Raw genomic sequence first — 16,689 nt, forward strand, 5'->3', positions numbered from 1 at the left:
ATTGGAGACGTTACAGAGAGCCGGGAATAGGTGGGAGCCCGGTACGGTGCCATATACGGAATGGGCTTACGAGAGGTATGCTGAACAATTATATTCAGTAGGCAACCCGGGTTCCGCCGTTACAAGGATAAGGTATAAATTTTGTACCTGAACAAAGCGGGATGCTTTTGCATCCAACACGAGGTGGTACCGCGGTATATTTATCGTCCTCTACATATTTTCGATATGTAGAGGATTTTTTTATTTTTCAGGGCGAGGTGAAGGACATGATGACGAAAGAAGAATTTATAAAACAAAAAAGAGAGAGAAAGACATTTTTAGTAATCACTGAAGAAGAAGGAGATAGCATTACGCCAATTTCTTTATATAGACGTATGAAAGGGAAGCAGAAATTCTTATTAGAAAGTTCACAGCTTCATCAAGATAAAGGGCGTTATTCTTACTTGGGATGTAATCCTTATGGAGAAGTGAAAAGCGTTGGTACGGAAGTGGAACGAACGATTTACGGCCGGGCAGAAAAGTTACAAGGTAATGTACTGCAAGTGTTAGAAGAAGTAATCGCACCATCACAAGTAGACAGTCCATTTCCATTTTGCGGAGGAGCAGTTGGTTATATTGGATATGATGTCATTCGGCAGTATGAAAACATTGGAGCGGATTTACACGACCTATTAAATATTCCGGAAGTACACCTTTTACTATATCGTGAGTTTATCGTTTACGATCATTTACGCCAAAAGTTGTCGTTTGTATATGTATGCAGGCAAGATGATTCAGCAGATTATGAAGAAGTATACGAAAGGCTACGAGTATACAAAGAGGAAGTGCTACAAGGAGAAGAAGCTGAAGTAAATACAATACAATCCCCATTATCATTTACTTCTTCTATAACGGAAAAAGAGTTTTGTGAGATGGTAGAAATGGCGAAAGAATATATAAGAGCGGGAGACATATTCCAAGTTGTACTGTCACAGCGTTTACAAAGTGAATGTATTGGTGATCCATTCGCGTTATATCGAAAACTTCGAATTGCAAATCCATCACCATATATGTTCTATATCGATTTTCAAGATTATGTTGTACTCGGTTCTTCGCCAGAAAGTTTACTATCAGTAAGGGAGGATAAAGTGATGACGAATCCAATTGCTGGTACAAGGCCGAGGGGGAAAACGAAGAGGGAAGATGAGGAAATCGCAAAAGAACTGTTAGGCAATGAGAAAGAGCGAGCAGAGCATATGATGCTTGTAGATCTTGGGCGAAACGATATTGGTAGAGTGAGTGAAATCGGCTCGGTTACGATAGATAAATATATGAAAGTAGAAAAATATTCTCACGTTATGCACATTGTATCCGAAGTTTACGGAACATTGCGAAAACAAATGGGTGGATTTGATGCGTTAGCGTATTGCTTACCAGCAGGGACGGTTTCTGGAGCTCCGAAAATTAGAGCGATGGAAATTATAAATGAACTAGAGAATGAAAAAAGAAATGTATACGCTGGTGCAGTTGGATACGTTAGTTTTTCAGGAAATCTTGATATGGCGCTCGCCATTCGAACGATGGTCGTAAAGGATGAAAAAGCATACGTTCAGGCAGGAGCGGGAATTGTTTATGATTCAGACCCAGTAGCTGAATATGAAGAAACGTTAAATAAAGCGAGAGCACTATTGGAGGTAATGAAATGATTGTACTAATTGATAATTATGATTCATTTACTTATAACTTGTATCAACTGTTAGGTGAATACGAAGAAGATATTGTAGTCGTAAGAAATGATCAAATAACGATAGAACAGCTAGAAGAGATGAATCCAACAGGAATTGTGCTTTCACCAGGACCAGGAAAAACAGAGGATGCTGGTATTTGTATCGAAGTGATTCGTCATTTTTATAAGAACGTTCCCATATTAGGTATTTGCCTTGGTCATCAGGCGATTATATCAGCATTTGGAGGAGACATTGTTAGAGCAGAACGTATTAAACATGGGAAAACATCACGCGTGAAACATAATGGAACGTCAATTTTTTCATACGTTACACAGCCGTTAACAGCGATGCGCTACCATTCCCTTGTTGCAGCGCAAACGAGCTTGCCAGAGTGTTTTGACATACTAGCGACAGCGATGGACGATGGAGAAATTATGGCAGTTCGTCACAATTATTATCCGCTATTCGGATTACAGTTTCATCCGGAATCAATCGCGACAGAAGAAGGCGGAAAGTTAATACGTGCCTTTTTAACAGAAGTGAAGGAGGAGGAAAGAGTATGAATAGCTATCTTCGTAAATTAGTGGAGGGGAAACATTTAACAGAAGAGGAAATGTATAGAGCAGGGCTTCTTTTATTAAATGAAAACATATTGGAAAGTGAAATTGCAGCTTTTTTAGTCTTACTGAAAGCGAAAGGTGAAACTGCAGAAGAAATATACGGCCTTGTTCGAGCTCTTCGCGAAAAGGCATTGCCATTTTCGAACCATATACAAGGAGCGATGGACAATTGCGGAACGGGTGGTGACGGTGCTCAAACGTTTAATATTAGTACAACATCGGCATTTGTACTGGCAGGAGCTGGCGTAAAGGTTGCAAAACATGGTAATCGTGCTGTTTCTAGTAAAACAGGAAGTGCGGACTTATTAGAAGAATTAGGTGTAAATATTAGCAGTACGCCAAGCGAAATTGATTATTTACTAGAGCATGTGGGCATTGCATTTTTATTTGCACCAGCGATGCATCCAGCACTAACGCGCATTATGAAAATAAGAAAAGAGTTAAACGTGCCGACGATCTTTAATTTAATTGGTCCTTTAACAAATCCGGTAAATTTAGAAACACAATTTGTCGGCATTTATAAACGAGATATGTTACTACCAGTTGCGCAAGTATTACAGAAGCTGGGAAGAAAACAAGCGCTTGTCGTAAACGGAAGTGGATTTTTAGATGAAGCATCATTACAAGGAGAGAATCATGTTGTCATTTTAAAAGATAATGAAATAGTAGAAATGAGTATTGATCCAGAAAAGTATGGTTTTTCAAGAGTGAAAAATGAAGAGATTAGAGGAGGGAATTCAAAAGAAAATGCAAAGATTACGCTTGAAGTATTGAGCGGAGAAAAGAGTGTTTATCGCGATACCGTTTTATTAAATGCAGGTCTAGCTCTTTTCGCAAATGGAAAAACGGAAACGATTGAAGAAGGAATTAAACTCGCGGCACATAGCATTGACTCTGGAAAAGCATTAGCCAAATTAAACTTATTAATTGTAGCAAGCAACGAAAAATTAGAAAGGGTGAACTAAAGTGGGGACGATTTTAGATAAAATTGTAGAACAGAAGAAAAAGGAAGTTGCGGAGTTATATGAAATATATACACCAGTAAAAACAAAAAGAAAGACACAGTCACTTGTAGAAGCGTTACAGCAGTTTACTGTCATTGCAGAAGTAAAGCGAGCATCACCATCAAAAGGAGATATCAATTTACACGTTGACGTACGAAAACAAGTGGGAACATATGAGAAATGTGGTGCAGGAGCAGTATCTGTTTTAACAGATGGTCAATTTTTTAAAGGATCGTTTCACGATTTACAAACAGCAAGAGAAGAAAGTAACATTCCGCTTTTATGTAAAGATTTCATAATCGATAAGATTCAAATCGATAGAGCGTATGAAGCGGGAGCAGATATTATTTTACTAATTGTAGCAGCGTTAACGAAAGAGAAGTTAAAAGAGCTGTATAGCTACGTGTTAGAAAAAGGATTAGAAGCGATTGTTGAAGTTCATGATGAACAGGAATTAGAAACTGCGATTGTATTAAATCCGCACGTTATTGGCATTAATAATCGTAATTTAAAAACGTTCGAAGTAGATTTAAGCCAAACTGAAAAGCTTGGAAAAAGATTGAATGAGGAGAAACTACTTTGGATTAGTGAAAGTGGCATTCATTCAAAAGAAGATATTATTCGTGTTAAAAGAGCTGGAGCCAAAGGTGTATTAGTTGGAGAGGCACTTATGACATCATCTTCTATTAGTAGTTTTTTTGAAGATTGTAAGGTGAATATATGAAAGTGAAAATTTGCGGCATCACTGATGTGGAAACAGCGAAAAGTGCGTGCGAATATGGCGCAGATGCACTCGGATTTGTTTTTGCAGAAAGTAAGCGGGAAATCACTCCAAAGAGAGCGGAAGAAATCATTCAGGAGCTTCCAGCCAACGTGTTAAAAATCGGTGTTTTCGTAAATGAATCAGTAGAAGTGATCCAGAAAATTGCAGATGAGTGCGGGTTAACACATGTACAACTACATGGGGATGAAGACAATTATCAAATTAGAAGATTGAATATTCCGTCTATAAAGTCACTAGGAGTAACTTCAGAGAGTGATATGAAAAACGCTCAAAGGTATGAAACGGATTATATATTATTTGATAGCCCCAAAGAAAAGTTTCATGGAGGAAATGGAAAGACATTTTCATGGGAACTACTTAGAGATATGCCAAAAGAATTGCGAAAGAAAACGATATTAGCTGGTGGATTAAACGCTCTTAATATAGAAGAAGCAATTCGAACTGTTCGGCCATACATGGTCGATGTGAGCAGTGGAGTAGAGACAGAAGGAAAGAAAGATGTAGAGAAAATAAAACAATTTATTATAAAAGCGAAGGAGTGTTCCAAATGAACTACGCATATCCAGATGAAAAAGGACATTACGGTATATACGGAGGACGATATGTTCCAGAAACGTTAATGCAATCTGTACTAGAACTAGAAGAAGCATATAAAGAAGCGATGCAAGATGAAGCATTTCAAAAGGAATTAAATCATTATTTAAAAACGTACGTCGGAAGAGAAACACCGCTATATTATGCTGAAAATATGACGAAGTATTGCGGTGGTGCAAAGATTTATTTAAAACGTGAAGATTTGAACCATACAGGAGCTCATAAAATTAACAATACAATCGGTCAGGCACTACTTGCAGTGCGAATGGGCAAGAAAAAAGTTGTCGCTGAAACAGGAGCTGGACAACACGGAGTTGCAACAGCTACTGTATGTGCTCTTCTCGGATTAGAATGCGTCATTTTTATGGGAGAAGAAGATGTAAGACGTCAAAAATTAAATGTGTTCCGAATGGAATTACTCGGAGCGAAAGTAGAATGTGTAGCGGCAGGTAGCGGTACATTAAAAGATGCGGTAAACGAGGCGCTTCGTTACTGGGTTTCACATGTGCATGATACGCACTACATTATGGGATCTGTTCTCGGACCACATCCATTCCCGCAAATTGTCCGTGATTTCCAAAGTGTAATTGGAAATGAAACGAAAAAACAATATGAGGCGTTAGAAGGAAAGTTACCAGAAGCAGTCGTTGCTTGTATTGGCGGTGGTAGTAATGCGATGGGGATGTTTTATCCGTTCGTACACGATGAAGAAGTTGCTCTTTACGGCGTAGAAGCAGCTGGAAAAGGCGTTCATACAGAAAAGCATGCAGCAACTTTAACGAAAGGAAGCGTTGGCGTTCTCCACGGATCAATGATGTATCTTCTGCAAAACGAAGAAGGACAAATTCAAGAAGCACACTCTATTTCAGCAGGACTTGATTATCCAGGTGTTGGTCCAGAACATAGCTTGCTAAAAGATATTGGCCGCGTTTCCTATCATTCGATAACAGACGAAGAAGCATTAGAAGCATTTCAATTATTAACGAAAAAAGAAGGCATTATCCCGGCGTTAGAAAGCTCGCATGCTGTCGCATACGCATTAAAATTAGCGCCGCAAATGAAGAAAGATGAAGGGCTTGTCATTTGTTTATCTGGCCGCGGTGATAAAGATGTAGAGAGTATAAAACGTTATATGGAAGAGGTGTAAAAAATGGGAGTAGAAAAAATTAAAGCAGCGTTTGAAAATGGCAAGAAAGCATTTATTCCGTACGTAATGGGCGGAGATGGTGGCCTTGAAAAATTAAAAGAAAGAATTCGTTTTCTTGATGAAGCAGGAGCAAGCATCGTTGAAATTGGTATTCCGTTTTCAGATCCAGTTGCAGATGGCCCAACGATTCAAAGAGCAGGGAAACGAGCGCTAGATAGCGGCGTAACATTAAAAGGCATTTTTCAAGCGTTAGCAGAGGTAAGGAAAGAAGTACAAATGCCTTTTGTTCTTATGACATATTTAAATCCGGTACTTGCATTCGGAAAAGAGAGATTCATTGAGAACTGTATAGAAGCAGGTGTAGACGGCATCATCGTTCCAGACTTACCGTATGAAGAACAAAATATTATTGCGCCGTTACTTCGAGAGGTAAACATTGCGCTCATCCCACTGGTTACCGTAACGAGTCCTATTGAAAGAATTGAAAAAATTACGAGTGAGTCAGAAGGGTTCGTTTATGCTGTTACAGTAGCGGGCGTAACGGGAGTACGTCAAAACTTTAAAGAGGAGATTCATAGTTACTTAGAAAAAGTAAAATCACACGTCAACTTACCAGTAGTCGCTGGATTCGGCATCTCAACAAAAGAACATGTAGAAGAAATGGTTACAATATGCGACGGAGTTGTCGTTGGAAGTAAGGTCATTGAGCTTTTAGAAAATGAAAAGCGAGAAGAAATATGTGAATTAATATATGCAACAAAACAAAAAGAAGAGGCGTAGTCTCTTCTTTTTGTTTTGCGTAATAAATGTTAAAATATACAGAAAATACATATAATTCAGAGGGGGAGAAGGCATGCTAAGACGTAAATTACTATATCTATTTTTAACTGTACCGTTATACGCTTGGCTCATTAGCATGACGAAAATAGAGTTAATGGCTCTATTTTTAGGGTATGTATTCATCTTTTCCAACTTAAATCGCATTCAAGAACAGTCTATTTTAGAAATATGTCTATTTTCGATTAGTATAGAATTATTTAGTATCGTTTCGATTGTATTATTAAACGAACTATTTCTACGGATTCATTCATTTACATTAATGAAATTTTGGAATATTATATTGCAAGCAATATGTACTTACATTGTGTTTGTTGTGTTGAAAGAAATAGTCGGAAAGCAGACAGTTTTTCAGGATAATAGAAAATGGGAGTGAATGAAAAGGAGCCGTTTGGTTCCTTTTTTGAATCTGTTTTAAAAACAATTGAAAATTATAGCATCTGTTATATAATAGTTAAAAATTGTATTTTAAACGAAATGAGATGATAACATGGCCATATTGTTGGCACTTATCCCAATTATGATGATTTTCATTTGTTTATTTTTATTTAAACAAACGTCATTAAGGTCTTCGTTAATTTCTTATGCTGTATGTGTTGGAATCGTTTTACTCTCGCCAACGTTTCAATTAGGGATAAGTGAAACTGTACACGCAACGATTAAAGGATGGTTAATTTGTTTTATTGTCGGGTACGTTTTATTTTTCGGTATTTTTTTATTTCACCTCATGAACAAAATGGGGTACATCGATCAAGTGGCACGTTTTCTAGAAGCAGTGACGCAAGATCGCTTATTACAAATGCTGCTTATGTGTTTTGGCATTTGCCCGCTTATTGAATCAGTAAGTGGATTCGGTATCGGCTTCATGGTTGCAGCACCTATTTTTCTTTCACTAGGATATAAACCATTTCAAGCTGTACTACTCTCATTCATCGGCTTACTAGCTAGTTCATGGGGCGCAATGGCAACTGGTACGATTATCGGTTCGCAGCTAATAAATATGCCTCTTACAACACTTGGCACAAATACAGCGCTACTAAGTATTCCGATGTTTGCTTACTTCGTTATTCTTTCTTTACACGTTGTTGGCGGCTGGCAAGCGGTTATAGAAAAGTGGAAAGAAGGAGTAGGATTCTTTCTATTATTTTCTCTCGGAATCTATCTTTCTAATGCATACGTAAGTGTTGAACTAGCCGGGATATTAAGTTCTATCGTTACGATTACATTTGGCTTTTTTATCATTAAATTAAAAGGAAAAAGTGGGCAAAATCTTATAACAGAGCATGCGGCTGCAACGGAGAGAGAAGTATCCATTATAAAAATTATTAGCCCTTATATATTTCTAACAGTTTGTATTTTACTTTCTCGCCTCGTTCCAGCATTACATGATTTGTTCAGATCATATGCGGTTCTTGATTTGAAATCATACTCTTACAAACTAGAGTTACTATATTCACCAGGATTTTGGCTCGGTATGACTTGCTTATTTACTATTATTTTCTTCCGCATCCCGTCTAATATTATTAAACAATCACTCTCACAAACGATCAAACAATGGATTCCTTTTGCGATTACGACGACAATGTTTATCGCCATTTCAGAACTAATGGGTGCATCAGGCATGCATTCATTACTCGCAAAGACAGCTGGTGATACATTTGGAACATTTTTCGTTTTCGTTGCGCCGTTTATTGGCGCTATTGGTGGATTTTTAACAGGTAGTAACGCAGGATCAAATGCAATGTTTATAAAACTACAAATGCAAACCGCACAAAACGTAGCACTCCCGTGGCAATATGTCACAACACTTCAAAACACCGCATCATCAGTAGCGACAATCGCTTGTCCATCACGGATTACACTAGGTGCTTACTTATGTAATATCCCTTACCGTGAAAATGAACTATTAAAGAAGACGACGTTAATGATCTTTGGTGCGGTTTTGCTTGTAGTGGTAGAGGTTATTGTTTGGTATATGTTGAGAAATTAAAAATCCTCCTAACATAGGAGGATTTTTTTTATGAATGGATAATGTTTTAAATATGAAAAGCTTCTACTCAATGAATAGGAGATGAAATGTATGCCCCTAAAAAACTACGGTGTATTAAAAGGTACAGTTATACAATCAAAGATGGGAAAAGGGAAAACTCCTCATTATCAAGTTCATTTACAAGATGAAGCAGAAGTAGATTATCGCATTGCAATTAACGTAAAGTCGCAAAGTTATCCATCAGAAGTTTTATATTTTGCGAGCGACAATATTCGGTCAGAGGCGATTCATATTTTACCGACATTACCATTCGGTTTTACAGAAATAAAAAACAATGAACCGAAAGTAGCTTTAGATTATGTAAGAGGAAATCTATTTGACTCAAATCAAATGATTCCTTTACCTCCCGAAAAGGCAGGAGCAGATAATGATTTAAATGAAAAAATAGAACGTTATATAAAACGAGCGATAGAAGAAAAAGCAATTATTTACGCGTTTGGCGAAAGATGGGGACCAGAAGAAAATACACCAGATTCCTATTTTCATTTCAAACCAGGAAACGGTATACATGATATTCATATGAATCAAGGGAATGTAGAAAAATGGCAAGGTGATGATGGAATATGGCAAGATGGAGGGATACTCATTCACTTTGAAAAGGAAGAAGAATGGATTGGTATCTTTCTTGCATTCCAATCACAGTCATGGTGTACCGATGAAGAAGGGCATGCTCGTGTTCCGGTTGAACATTGTGATTATCAGAGGAATAATTAATAAGAAGAGGGCGTTCAAAAAGAACGTCCTCTTCTTATTTTATAAAACGAAAAACTAACAAGTGTAGAAATACAAGAGAAAAGCAGTGCTACACTAGAAAACGCAATGAGATACATATTATATTTCATAACCTGTCCAATTAGCTGGTTACTGTCGTATTGAAACAGTCCCGCTATGATGTTGAATAAAAATAAAACGATAAACATGACGATAACTCCGTCTATTGATCCTTTAATGTCTGGTTTACTTAAAGCGATATGTGCGGAAATGCAAATGGCGATAAATAAAAATAACCAAAAGGAAGGATTCAATAAATTGCCGATTGTAAATAAGTTTTTCAATAATACAAACGTCGACAAGAGCATGTTTTGGATCATTTCTATATTAATAGAAGTAGAAGCAATCGTTTTTTCGAGAGTTGTATTAAATAAAAAATATGATTCTGGTACGAAATAGCGCATTAAAAGGATTAGTGCAGTAATACCAGAAATAATAGGCCCAATGCCGATGAAGAAATTCCCAATCCGTTGATACACACTTTTTTGATTGTATTGATGTTGTACGTAGCCTAAAGCGCCTTGGCTTGTATCTGTCGGGAAGAACTGAGTCGCCACAATTTTATGACGGAACAGTACGCACATAATGGCATGTCCAAGTTCGTGAATCGGAACACCGATCCAAGCCGTTAATAGGAATCCTTTTCTTCCGAAAGCTCTCGACCAATACATCCGTGTGAGAGATTCTAAATAGCCTAATAGAAATCCAATTACAATGATAACGCCAATTAAAGATAATAATTGGATTACGCTTGTAAGGAGTATTTGAAAAATTGAGTTTACCAATTCCATTGCCAGTCATCCAATCTGTTAAAAATATTATTTATTCTGTTTCATAATAGCATTTTTTTTCAAGATTACTAGCACATATATTTTCTTTCGGAAGAAGGATTTCAGAATCTTTTTCTTGTAGTCATGTTTTATGTCCAAAGTCATATATTGAACTTGTAACACCCTATAAGGTATATGCTTAAGGAGGGATAAGAGAATGAAATGTCCGTCATGTCATACAGAAAATGCAGCGGAGGCAAAGTTTTGCGGGAATTGTGGACATTCGTTAACGGAAGAAGTAGTGGCAAGTAGTGGCCAAGAAGAAGGGCCGGAACAAGTACGTGCGGCACAAGCAAAGGAAGCTCGGCCAAATGAAACGGTAGAGCAAGCGAAGCGGTTCGCGAGCGGCTATTTTCAATTTTTTAAACATGCATTACAAGCACCCACAGCGATTATGAAAAGCGGCGCTATTGAAGTGCGAAATGGAATTGTAAGTCTTGTTCTTATTTGTTTTTTAGGAGCATGTATTTTTTATAGAATGATGAGTGCAGCATCAGCAGTTACGAGAACATTTGCACCAGATATATCTACTCCCACGTTTTTTGGAGAATCTATAACGGTCTTTTTCTTTTTATTAATTTTAACTTTATTTGTTGGATTTATTATTTTTGTAAGTGGTAAGATGATGAAATCGTCTTTTTCGTTTCTTGAAGTATTTGGTATATGGGGAACGATAGCGACGCCGACTATTGTCATATTAGTCCTTTCTTTTCTTTTTAGTTTCTTATTAATCTTTTTCTTACCTATATTATTATCCGTAGCTGCAACTTATATAGGGATTAGTATAACTGTAGCCGTATTAAAGCTAGACAATGGCGGATTAGATCTCGTTTACACACTTATTATTGCAAATGTTTTAATTGGAATTGCAACGTTCATTGTACTTTGGTCTTACATTAGCACGATAATTCAAGCCTTAACAAAGGGAATAACTGGCTTCTAATGAAAAGGTGGTTGACTGAATGAATGTATGTCCAAAGTGCGGATCTCAGTTTGAAGATGGTGTGCAATTTTGTCAAAACTGCGGGTCGAAGAGGGGACGTCCTGTAGTAAAGAAGAACATGAGCGGTGGTACAAAAGTTGGCATTACACTGTTAGCACTATTTGTTATAGCGATTATTGGATTGTATTTGTACGGAGCATCGTATTATACGCAGGTGGCACAAGTAGACCGGATGATTACGATTTTACAAGAGAGGGACGGAGAGAAATTAGCTGAGATCGTTACGGCAGATGATCCATCGGTTATGATAACGAGAGAGAGTTTAACGCCTCTATTTTCATATATAAAAGAAAATCCATCTTACGTAAATGAATTAAAAGGATATTTGAGACAAGGTGAAAAACAACGGGATGGAATAGAAAGAGTTGATTTTTCATTAACGAAAGACGGAAAGTATTTCTTTATATTTGATCGATATAAATTGAAAGCGAAGACGTACTATACAACTTTGCTTACAAATGAAAAAGGCGTATCGTTAAAAATGAACGGAAAAGAAATTGATAAGACAGATGACAAAAAGTTTGAGAAGCAATATGGGCCATTTCTTCCGGGAAATCAAGTGTTTCAATCAGATTATAAAAATGACTATGTAAAATTATCTCGTGAGGAAAAGGTTGTACTTATGAAACAAAGCCAAAATAACGTAACGATAGATTTAACGTTGCAAGGTCAATATATTACAGTTCAAACGAACGCGCCTGGTGCAACATTGTACGTAAATCAAAAACCGGTTACAGCGCTAGCAGGAGAAGAAATTACATGGGGGCCTGTAGCGACTGATGGAAGTGCGACGATTTATTTAGAACGAAATGGAGAAAGCGGACGAGAAACGACACAAGTAGAGACGATAACGACACTTTCGTCTTATAATCTTCCATTCCAAAAGAAAAGTACAGAAAAAACAGTTGTTTATAATGTTACTCCAACGCCCGCGACTGGGTATGTATATAATGGTTTCATCTTTCCTGATAGTGATATTCGAAAATTAACGAGCGCAGATTTAACATATTTATCGAAAGAGCAGTTGAAAATTGCTAGAAATGAAATATATGCAAGGCATGGACATATTTTTCAAACGAAAGATATGCAAGCGTATTTTGCAAAACAGTCTTGGTATAGAGAAAATCCTTATTTTAAAGGAACGTTAACAGATATTGAAACTTATAATATTGAACTAATCAAATCAAGAGAATAGGCACTTGAAAAAGGTACAGTGTATATTGCTGTACCTTTTCTATCGTTATTTAGCTGGACCAGGATCCCTTGAGAAAAAGATATGAAAGAGAAATGTGACTTTACTTGCTCCCCCGGATGTACTGGCTTGCACATCAGATAAAGAACTAGACGTTAAGGCAGCTTCAGAATGAGGAGGAACGACTATTTTGAGTGCATCATCTGATTCTGATGATATCGTAACCGTTATTGTATCATCAGAAACATTTACAACTTTAACAGTACCAACGGGGAAGATGGACTTACCAGCGTGTGATGCAGAAGCAAAGCGAGTGGCTTTCCAAATAGTTTGAGAGAAAGTGTCATTGTCTGATAACCAAGCGCGAGCACTGTATAATGTTGCATTAACGGTAAATTCTTGTTCAAGCGGGAGGGCGGCTTTCGGTTCTTTCGGTTCCTCTGGAAACTGAGCGAGAAGACCAGCGCACATGTATGTTTCACCTACTTTCGATATTTGCTTTTATAGCATATTAAACATGTTGTTTATAAGACACGACAGTTACCTATTCATACATAAGTTTGTGCACCAAATTTGAAGATAAAATTCTCTTTCTTTACAATGGAAGTAGGTGTTATTTTTATAAAATATGGAAAACGTAAAGAGTATGTAAAAAAGAAGGAGTGGTAAAGTGAACTATGTCATTATTGGCGGAGATGCAGCTGGTATGAGTGCAGCTATGCAAATTGTTAGAAACGATGAAAATGCAAATGTTGTGACGCTAGAAAAAGGTGAAATTTATTCGTACGCGCAGTGTGGGTTACCGTATGTCATTAGTGGTGCTATCGCTTCAACGGAAAAGTTAATCGCGCGTAATGTAAAGACGTTTCGTGATAAATACGGAATTGATGCGAAAGTACGACATGAAGTAACGAAAGTAGATACGGAAAAGAAAATGGTATACGCAGAGCATACGAAGACGAAGGATGTCTTTGAATTTCCATATGATCGATTATTAATTGCGACTGGAGTGCGTCCTGTTATGCCAGAATGGGAAGGACGGGAATTACAAGGCGTTCATCTTTTAAAAACAATTCCTGATGCTGAGCGCATATTAAAAACGCTAGAAACGAATAAAGTTGAAGATGTAACGATTATTGGCGGTGGCGCAATCGGACTGGAGATGGCAGAAACATTCGTCGAACTTGGTAAGAAAGTAAGAATGATTGAGCGAAATGATCATATCGGTACGATTTATGATGCAGATATGGCAGAGTACATACATAAAGAAGCAGATAAGCATCATATTGAAATTTTAACGAATGAAAATGTAAAAGCGTTTAAAGGGAATGAACGAGTAGAAGCAATTGAAACGGATAAAGGTACGTATAAAGCAGATCTTGTTTTAGTGTCGGTAGGAGTGAAGCCAAATACTGATTTTCTTGAAGGGACAAATATACGTAAGAATCATAAAGGGGCAATTGAAGTAAATGCATATATGCAAACGAATGTGCAAGACGTATATGCAGCTGGTGATTGCGCAACACATTACCACGTTATAAAGGAAATTCATGATCATATCCCGCTCGGAACGACTGCCAATAAACAAGGCCGACTTGCTGGACTGAATATGCTGGATAAACGAAGAGCATTTAAAGGTACGTTAGGTACAGGCATTATTAAATTTATGGATTTGACGCTTGCAAGAACAGGATTAAATGAAAAAGAAGCGAAAGGGCTACACATCCCGTATAAAACAGTCAAAGTAGATTCGACTAATATGGCGGGCTATTATCCAAATGCGAAACCACTTTACTTGAAATTACTATATCGATCCGATACGAAACAATTATTGGGCGGGCAAGTAATTGGAGAAGAAGGCGTAGATAAACGGATTGATGTAATTGCAATGGCACTTTTCAATAAAATGAGTATTCACGATTTAGAAGATGTCGACTTAAGTTATGCCCCACCATATAACAGCGTTTGGGATCCAATTCAGCAAGCGGCAAGGAGAGCGGAATAGCACTTTTTAAAGTGCTATTTTTTTTACAATGAGGGAGTAAATAAAGTTTCACTTTATTTTGAATATACCGTGCCCCCTTGAAAACATATTACGTATCGCTTATATTTTCATATAGTATTTATTTTTTAAACGAAGCAATGAACGAACCAGGGGGCGCAGTATGGCAATTAACATGAAAACAATCGAAGAATGGATTGCTGAATCAAATGCAAGACATGAAGAAGACTTTGGACACGTTGTGGAAGAAATGAAAGAAGTATGTGTCGGACTTGATAACGCGACATTAATTTATACGAAAAATGTATTTTGTTTCGGTAAAAAAGTAGAAGTATTTTTCTTCTTCCAAGACCATGTTGTGATTGGACAAGAAAAAGACGAATATGTTGAGATTGAAAAATTAAAGTATGATGCCATTACAAATAGTAACTTAAAAACAAATGACAAAAATACAACGTTAGAATTAAAGTTTGCTAACGGACAATCTATTAATTTAGATAGTTTAAATGATAACTACGGTACGAAAAATTGGTTATTTGCTAGACAAATTAAGAGTATTTTTAAGTTAATCTAGTAAAAAAGCACGCCGTCCATCGGCGTGCTTTTAACTATGCAAATCCCCTTTTAACCAATTCCGCGCCCGATATGCCCCAACTGGAACTTGAATAAGAGATGTTTCATTCCCAGCATCTATTCCGTACAATTGATCACATGAATTTGTATCAAAACTAAGTAAAGGATGCCCGCCCATCCCCATCGCGGTCGCTGCAAAAACGAGTTTATGAACAAGTATACCTGCTTCCATTTGATGAATACGATACCCTCTATAGCCTAATGCATTTGTATAATAATCTTTCTTTCCAACTACATGTAGGCAAAGTGATACTTGAAAAAGGTTTACGTTATCCATCGTCATACTAGATTGAAGAGGATAACGAAGGTCCCCATATCGAAGTGGTTGTATGGAATGCGTTTTACTGTTATAAGTGTAAGCGCCGTTTTTTATATCTTTTACATTATAGAAACATCCATATAATGAGACGCGCGCATTTTCATTTATATACTTACCATCAAGGTCGTTGGAATAAGGGAAGGAGAGGCTCGCTTCTTGTAGTAAAGTAGCGAGCTCGGCTGCATCCCATTTCGTTAAAGTAAAGTCAGCATCAGGGGAATACCGTTTTCTGCAAAGTTGTAAGAAATCATAAGATAAACGCTCTACTTTCGGCAGTTGTACAGCATGCTCATGATATTGATAGTGCTCTTCATGAGCTAGTGTTTGGAAGTGTGCTGTCGATTCGATCATAGAAGCTTCATTTATTTTTGTTATCATCGGATATTCATCTACATGTTTTGAGCGAACGAAATGTTCATGTGCGAGCGGCGGAATTTGTTGCAACAACTCATGAGAAGTAAATGTTTTATTTTCATGGTAATCATTGTGAAACCAATTAGTTTCTGGCTCTGTACTTAAAGGAATAACGGCATACACACTTTCTTCACCTTCTGACAATCCGAGTAAATGGTTCAGTGCACGGTCTAGAAATTGAAAGTATACGCCGTTCGTATAACCGAACTGTTTGGCACATTCAAGTAATTGTCCAATGAGAACCCCGCTATCTAATCCTTGAAGGCGATATGAAAAGTTATTGTATTTAAAGAAGTTTTTCCAAAACATAGTGGATACGAATGCGGCACCGAAACAATCATGTATATTACAGCGGTTACCGAGTGCGTCTGCTAAATAAGAATCGAAATTTCCTTCGCGAAGTAAAATAAGCCGGTGATGCGCGGCGTCATAATGGTAAATGCCATCTGGATAATCGTCAATCTTTAAATAGATATACAATTCATTAGGGTATAAGGCACCGCCTGAAGGAATGGATCTACGTAATACATTTCTCCCGCTATTTAGCTGACATAATTGTGTTACACCAAATGAATACCAAAGGTAGTGACCAATCTCATTTAGAGTAGGTGTAGTAGAAGAGTTCGATAAAGATAACGGGATTTCTAAGGAGAGCGGGATGGTAGGTACATTTCGATATAATTTATAAGGAAGCGGTGCGTCTTTCCAGTCCACCTCATGATTTGGCATAATTTCATCGATAGAGAAATGGAGATGATGTAAAAAAGTATTTAGCTGCATGAA

Annotated in this window: 17 protein-coding genes and 1 other annotated feature (1 of these 18 cut by a window edge); of the genes, 14 read left to right on the forward strand and 3 right to left on the reverse strand. The window is 37.3% G+C overall.

Annotated elements, in window-relative coordinates; genetic code table 11:
• Window positions 1-214 (forward strand) — a binding site (T-box leader); it begins 31 nt to the left of the window's first position.
• Between the two features lie 52 nt (window positions 215-266).
• From trpE to MR136_RS19840, 10 genes are all read left to right on the forward strand, one after another.
• Window positions 267-1,685 carry an anthranilate synthase component I gene (gene trpE, locus MR136_RS19795; protein ID WP_061456925.1) on the forward strand — a complete coding sequence of 473 codons (1,419 nt, stop codon included), beginning with the start codon at window positions 267-269 and terminating at the stop codon, window positions 1,683-1,685.
• Complete coding sequence (locus tag MR136_RS19800; RefSeq protein WP_017672801.1) at window positions 1,682-2,269, forward strand: aminodeoxychorismate/anthranilate synthase component II; 588 nt, start codon at window positions 1,682-1,684, stop codon at window positions 2,267-2,269. Before trpE ends, MR136_RS19800 begins: the two co-directional genes overlap by 4 nt.
• Entirely contained in the window at window positions 2,266-3,291 is a 1,026-nt protein-coding gene (gene trpD, locus MR136_RS19805) for an anthranilate phosphoribosyltransferase (RefSeq protein ID WP_001089853.1), read from the forward strand. Before MR136_RS19800 ends, trpD begins: the two co-directional genes overlap by 4 nt.
• 1 nt (window position 3,292) lies before the next feature.
• On the forward strand, window positions 3,293-4,054 hold the full coding sequence (gene trpC / locus MR136_RS19810) for an indole-3-glycerol phosphate synthase TrpC (protein ID WP_000536703.1): 762 nt from the start codon (window positions 3,293-3,295) through the stop codon (window positions 4,052-4,054).
• The gene (locus MR136_RS19815) at window positions 4,051-4,665 is read left to right on the forward strand and encodes a phosphoribosylanthranilate isomerase (protein ID WP_017672803.1); all 615 of its coding nucleotides are present in this window, start codon (window positions 4,051-4,053) and stop codon (window positions 4,663-4,665) included. The genes trpC and MR136_RS19815 overlap by 4 nt, the downstream gene beginning before the upstream one ends.
• On the forward strand, window positions 4,662-5,855 hold the full coding sequence (trpB, locus tag MR136_RS19820) for a tryptophan synthase subunit beta (RefSeq protein ID WP_001105033.1): 1,194 nt from the start codon (window positions 4,662-4,664) through the stop codon (window positions 5,853-5,855). The genes MR136_RS19815 and trpB overlap by 4 nt, the downstream gene beginning before the upstream one ends.
• 3 nt (window positions 5,856-5,858) lie before the next feature.
• Window positions 5,859-6,635, forward strand: coding sequence for a tryptophan synthase subunit alpha (trpA, locus tag MR136_RS19825; protein WP_000537825.1), 777 nt, complete (start codon window positions 5,859-5,861; stop codon window positions 6,633-6,635).
• A gap of 73 nt (window positions 6,636-6,708) precedes the next feature.
• The gene (locus MR136_RS19830; RefSeq protein ID WP_000946131.1) at window positions 6,709-7,068 is read left to right on the forward strand and encodes a DUF4029 domain-containing protein; all 360 of its coding nucleotides are present in this window, start codon (window positions 6,709-6,711) and stop codon (window positions 7,066-7,068) included.
• A 114-nt stretch (window positions 7,069-7,182) separates the two neighbouring features.
• Window positions 7,183-8,682, forward strand: a complete 1,500-nt coding sequence (locus tag MR136_RS19835; RefSeq protein ID WP_017672804.1) for an L-lactate permease — start codon at window positions 7,183-7,185, stop codon at window positions 8,680-8,682.
• Window positions 8,683-8,772: 90 nt separating this feature from the next.
• Window positions 8,773-9,456 (forward strand): DUF2278 family protein, encoded by a 684-nt coding sequence (locus MR136_RS19840; RefSeq protein WP_017672805.1) that lies wholly within the window; start codon window positions 8,773-8,775, stop codon window positions 9,454-9,456.
• A gap of 14 nt (window positions 9,457-9,470) precedes the next feature.
• Here the strand turns inward: MR136_RS19840 and MR136_RS19845 are convergent, their stop codons facing one another.
• Window positions 9,471-10,304: a hypothetical protein gene (locus tag MR136_RS19845; RefSeq protein WP_000424524.1), complete on the reverse strand. Its 834-nt coding sequence runs from the start codon at window positions 10,302-10,304 to the stop codon at window positions 9,471-9,473.
• Window positions 10,305-10,500: 196 nt separating this feature from the next.
• Between MR136_RS19845 and MR136_RS19850 the strand changes: the two genes are divergently transcribed.
• Window positions 10,501-11,286, forward strand: coding sequence for a zinc ribbon domain-containing protein (locus MR136_RS19850; RefSeq protein WP_000650098.1), 786 nt, complete (start codon window positions 10,501-10,503; stop codon window positions 11,284-11,286).
• Between the two features lie 19 nt (window positions 11,287-11,305).
• Window positions 11,306-12,541: a TcaA 3rd/4th domain-containing protein gene (locus MR136_RS19855; RefSeq protein WP_017672808.1), complete on the forward strand. Its 1,236-nt coding sequence runs from the start codon at window positions 11,306-11,308 to the stop codon at window positions 12,539-12,541.
• Between the two features lie 45 nt (window positions 12,542-12,586).
• Here MR136_RS19855 and MR136_RS19860 read toward each other — a convergent pair whose 3' ends face one another.
• Window positions 12,587-13,009 (reverse strand): hypothetical protein, encoded by a 423-nt coding sequence (locus MR136_RS19860; RefSeq protein WP_017672809.1) that lies wholly within the window; start codon window positions 13,007-13,009, stop codon window positions 12,587-12,589.
• A gap of 199 nt (window positions 13,010-13,208) precedes the next feature.
• Here MR136_RS19860 and MR136_RS19865 point away from each other — a divergent pair, with 199 nt between their 5' ends.
• Both MR136_RS19865 and MR136_RS19870 read left to right on the forward strand, forming a co-directional pair.
• Entirely contained in the window at window positions 13,209-14,543 is a 1,335-nt protein-coding gene (locus tag MR136_RS19865; RefSeq protein WP_001110222.1) for a CoA-disulfide reductase, read from the forward strand.
• Between the two features lie 160 nt (window positions 14,544-14,703).
• Entirely contained in the window at window positions 14,704-15,114 is a 411-nt protein-coding gene (locus tag MR136_RS19870) for a DUF3908 family protein (RefSeq protein WP_000996782.1), read from the forward strand.
• A 30-nt stretch (window positions 15,115-15,144) separates the two neighbouring features.
• On the opposite strand, the gene MR136_RS19875 is transcribed toward MR136_RS19870, so the two are convergent.
• The gene (locus tag MR136_RS19875) at window positions 15,145-16,686 is read right to left on the reverse strand and encodes a SagB family peptide dehydrogenase (protein ID WP_017672810.1); all 1,542 of its coding nucleotides are present in this window, start codon (window positions 16,684-16,686) and stop codon (window positions 15,145-15,147) included.
• Window positions 16,687-16,689 lie beyond the last annotated feature (3 nt).

This window comes from Bacillus cereus group sp. BfR-BA-01311 (genome assembly GCF_022664295.1).
Lineage (GTDB): Bacteria > Bacillota > Bacilli > Bacillales > Bacillaceae_G > Bacillus_A > Bacillus_A cereus.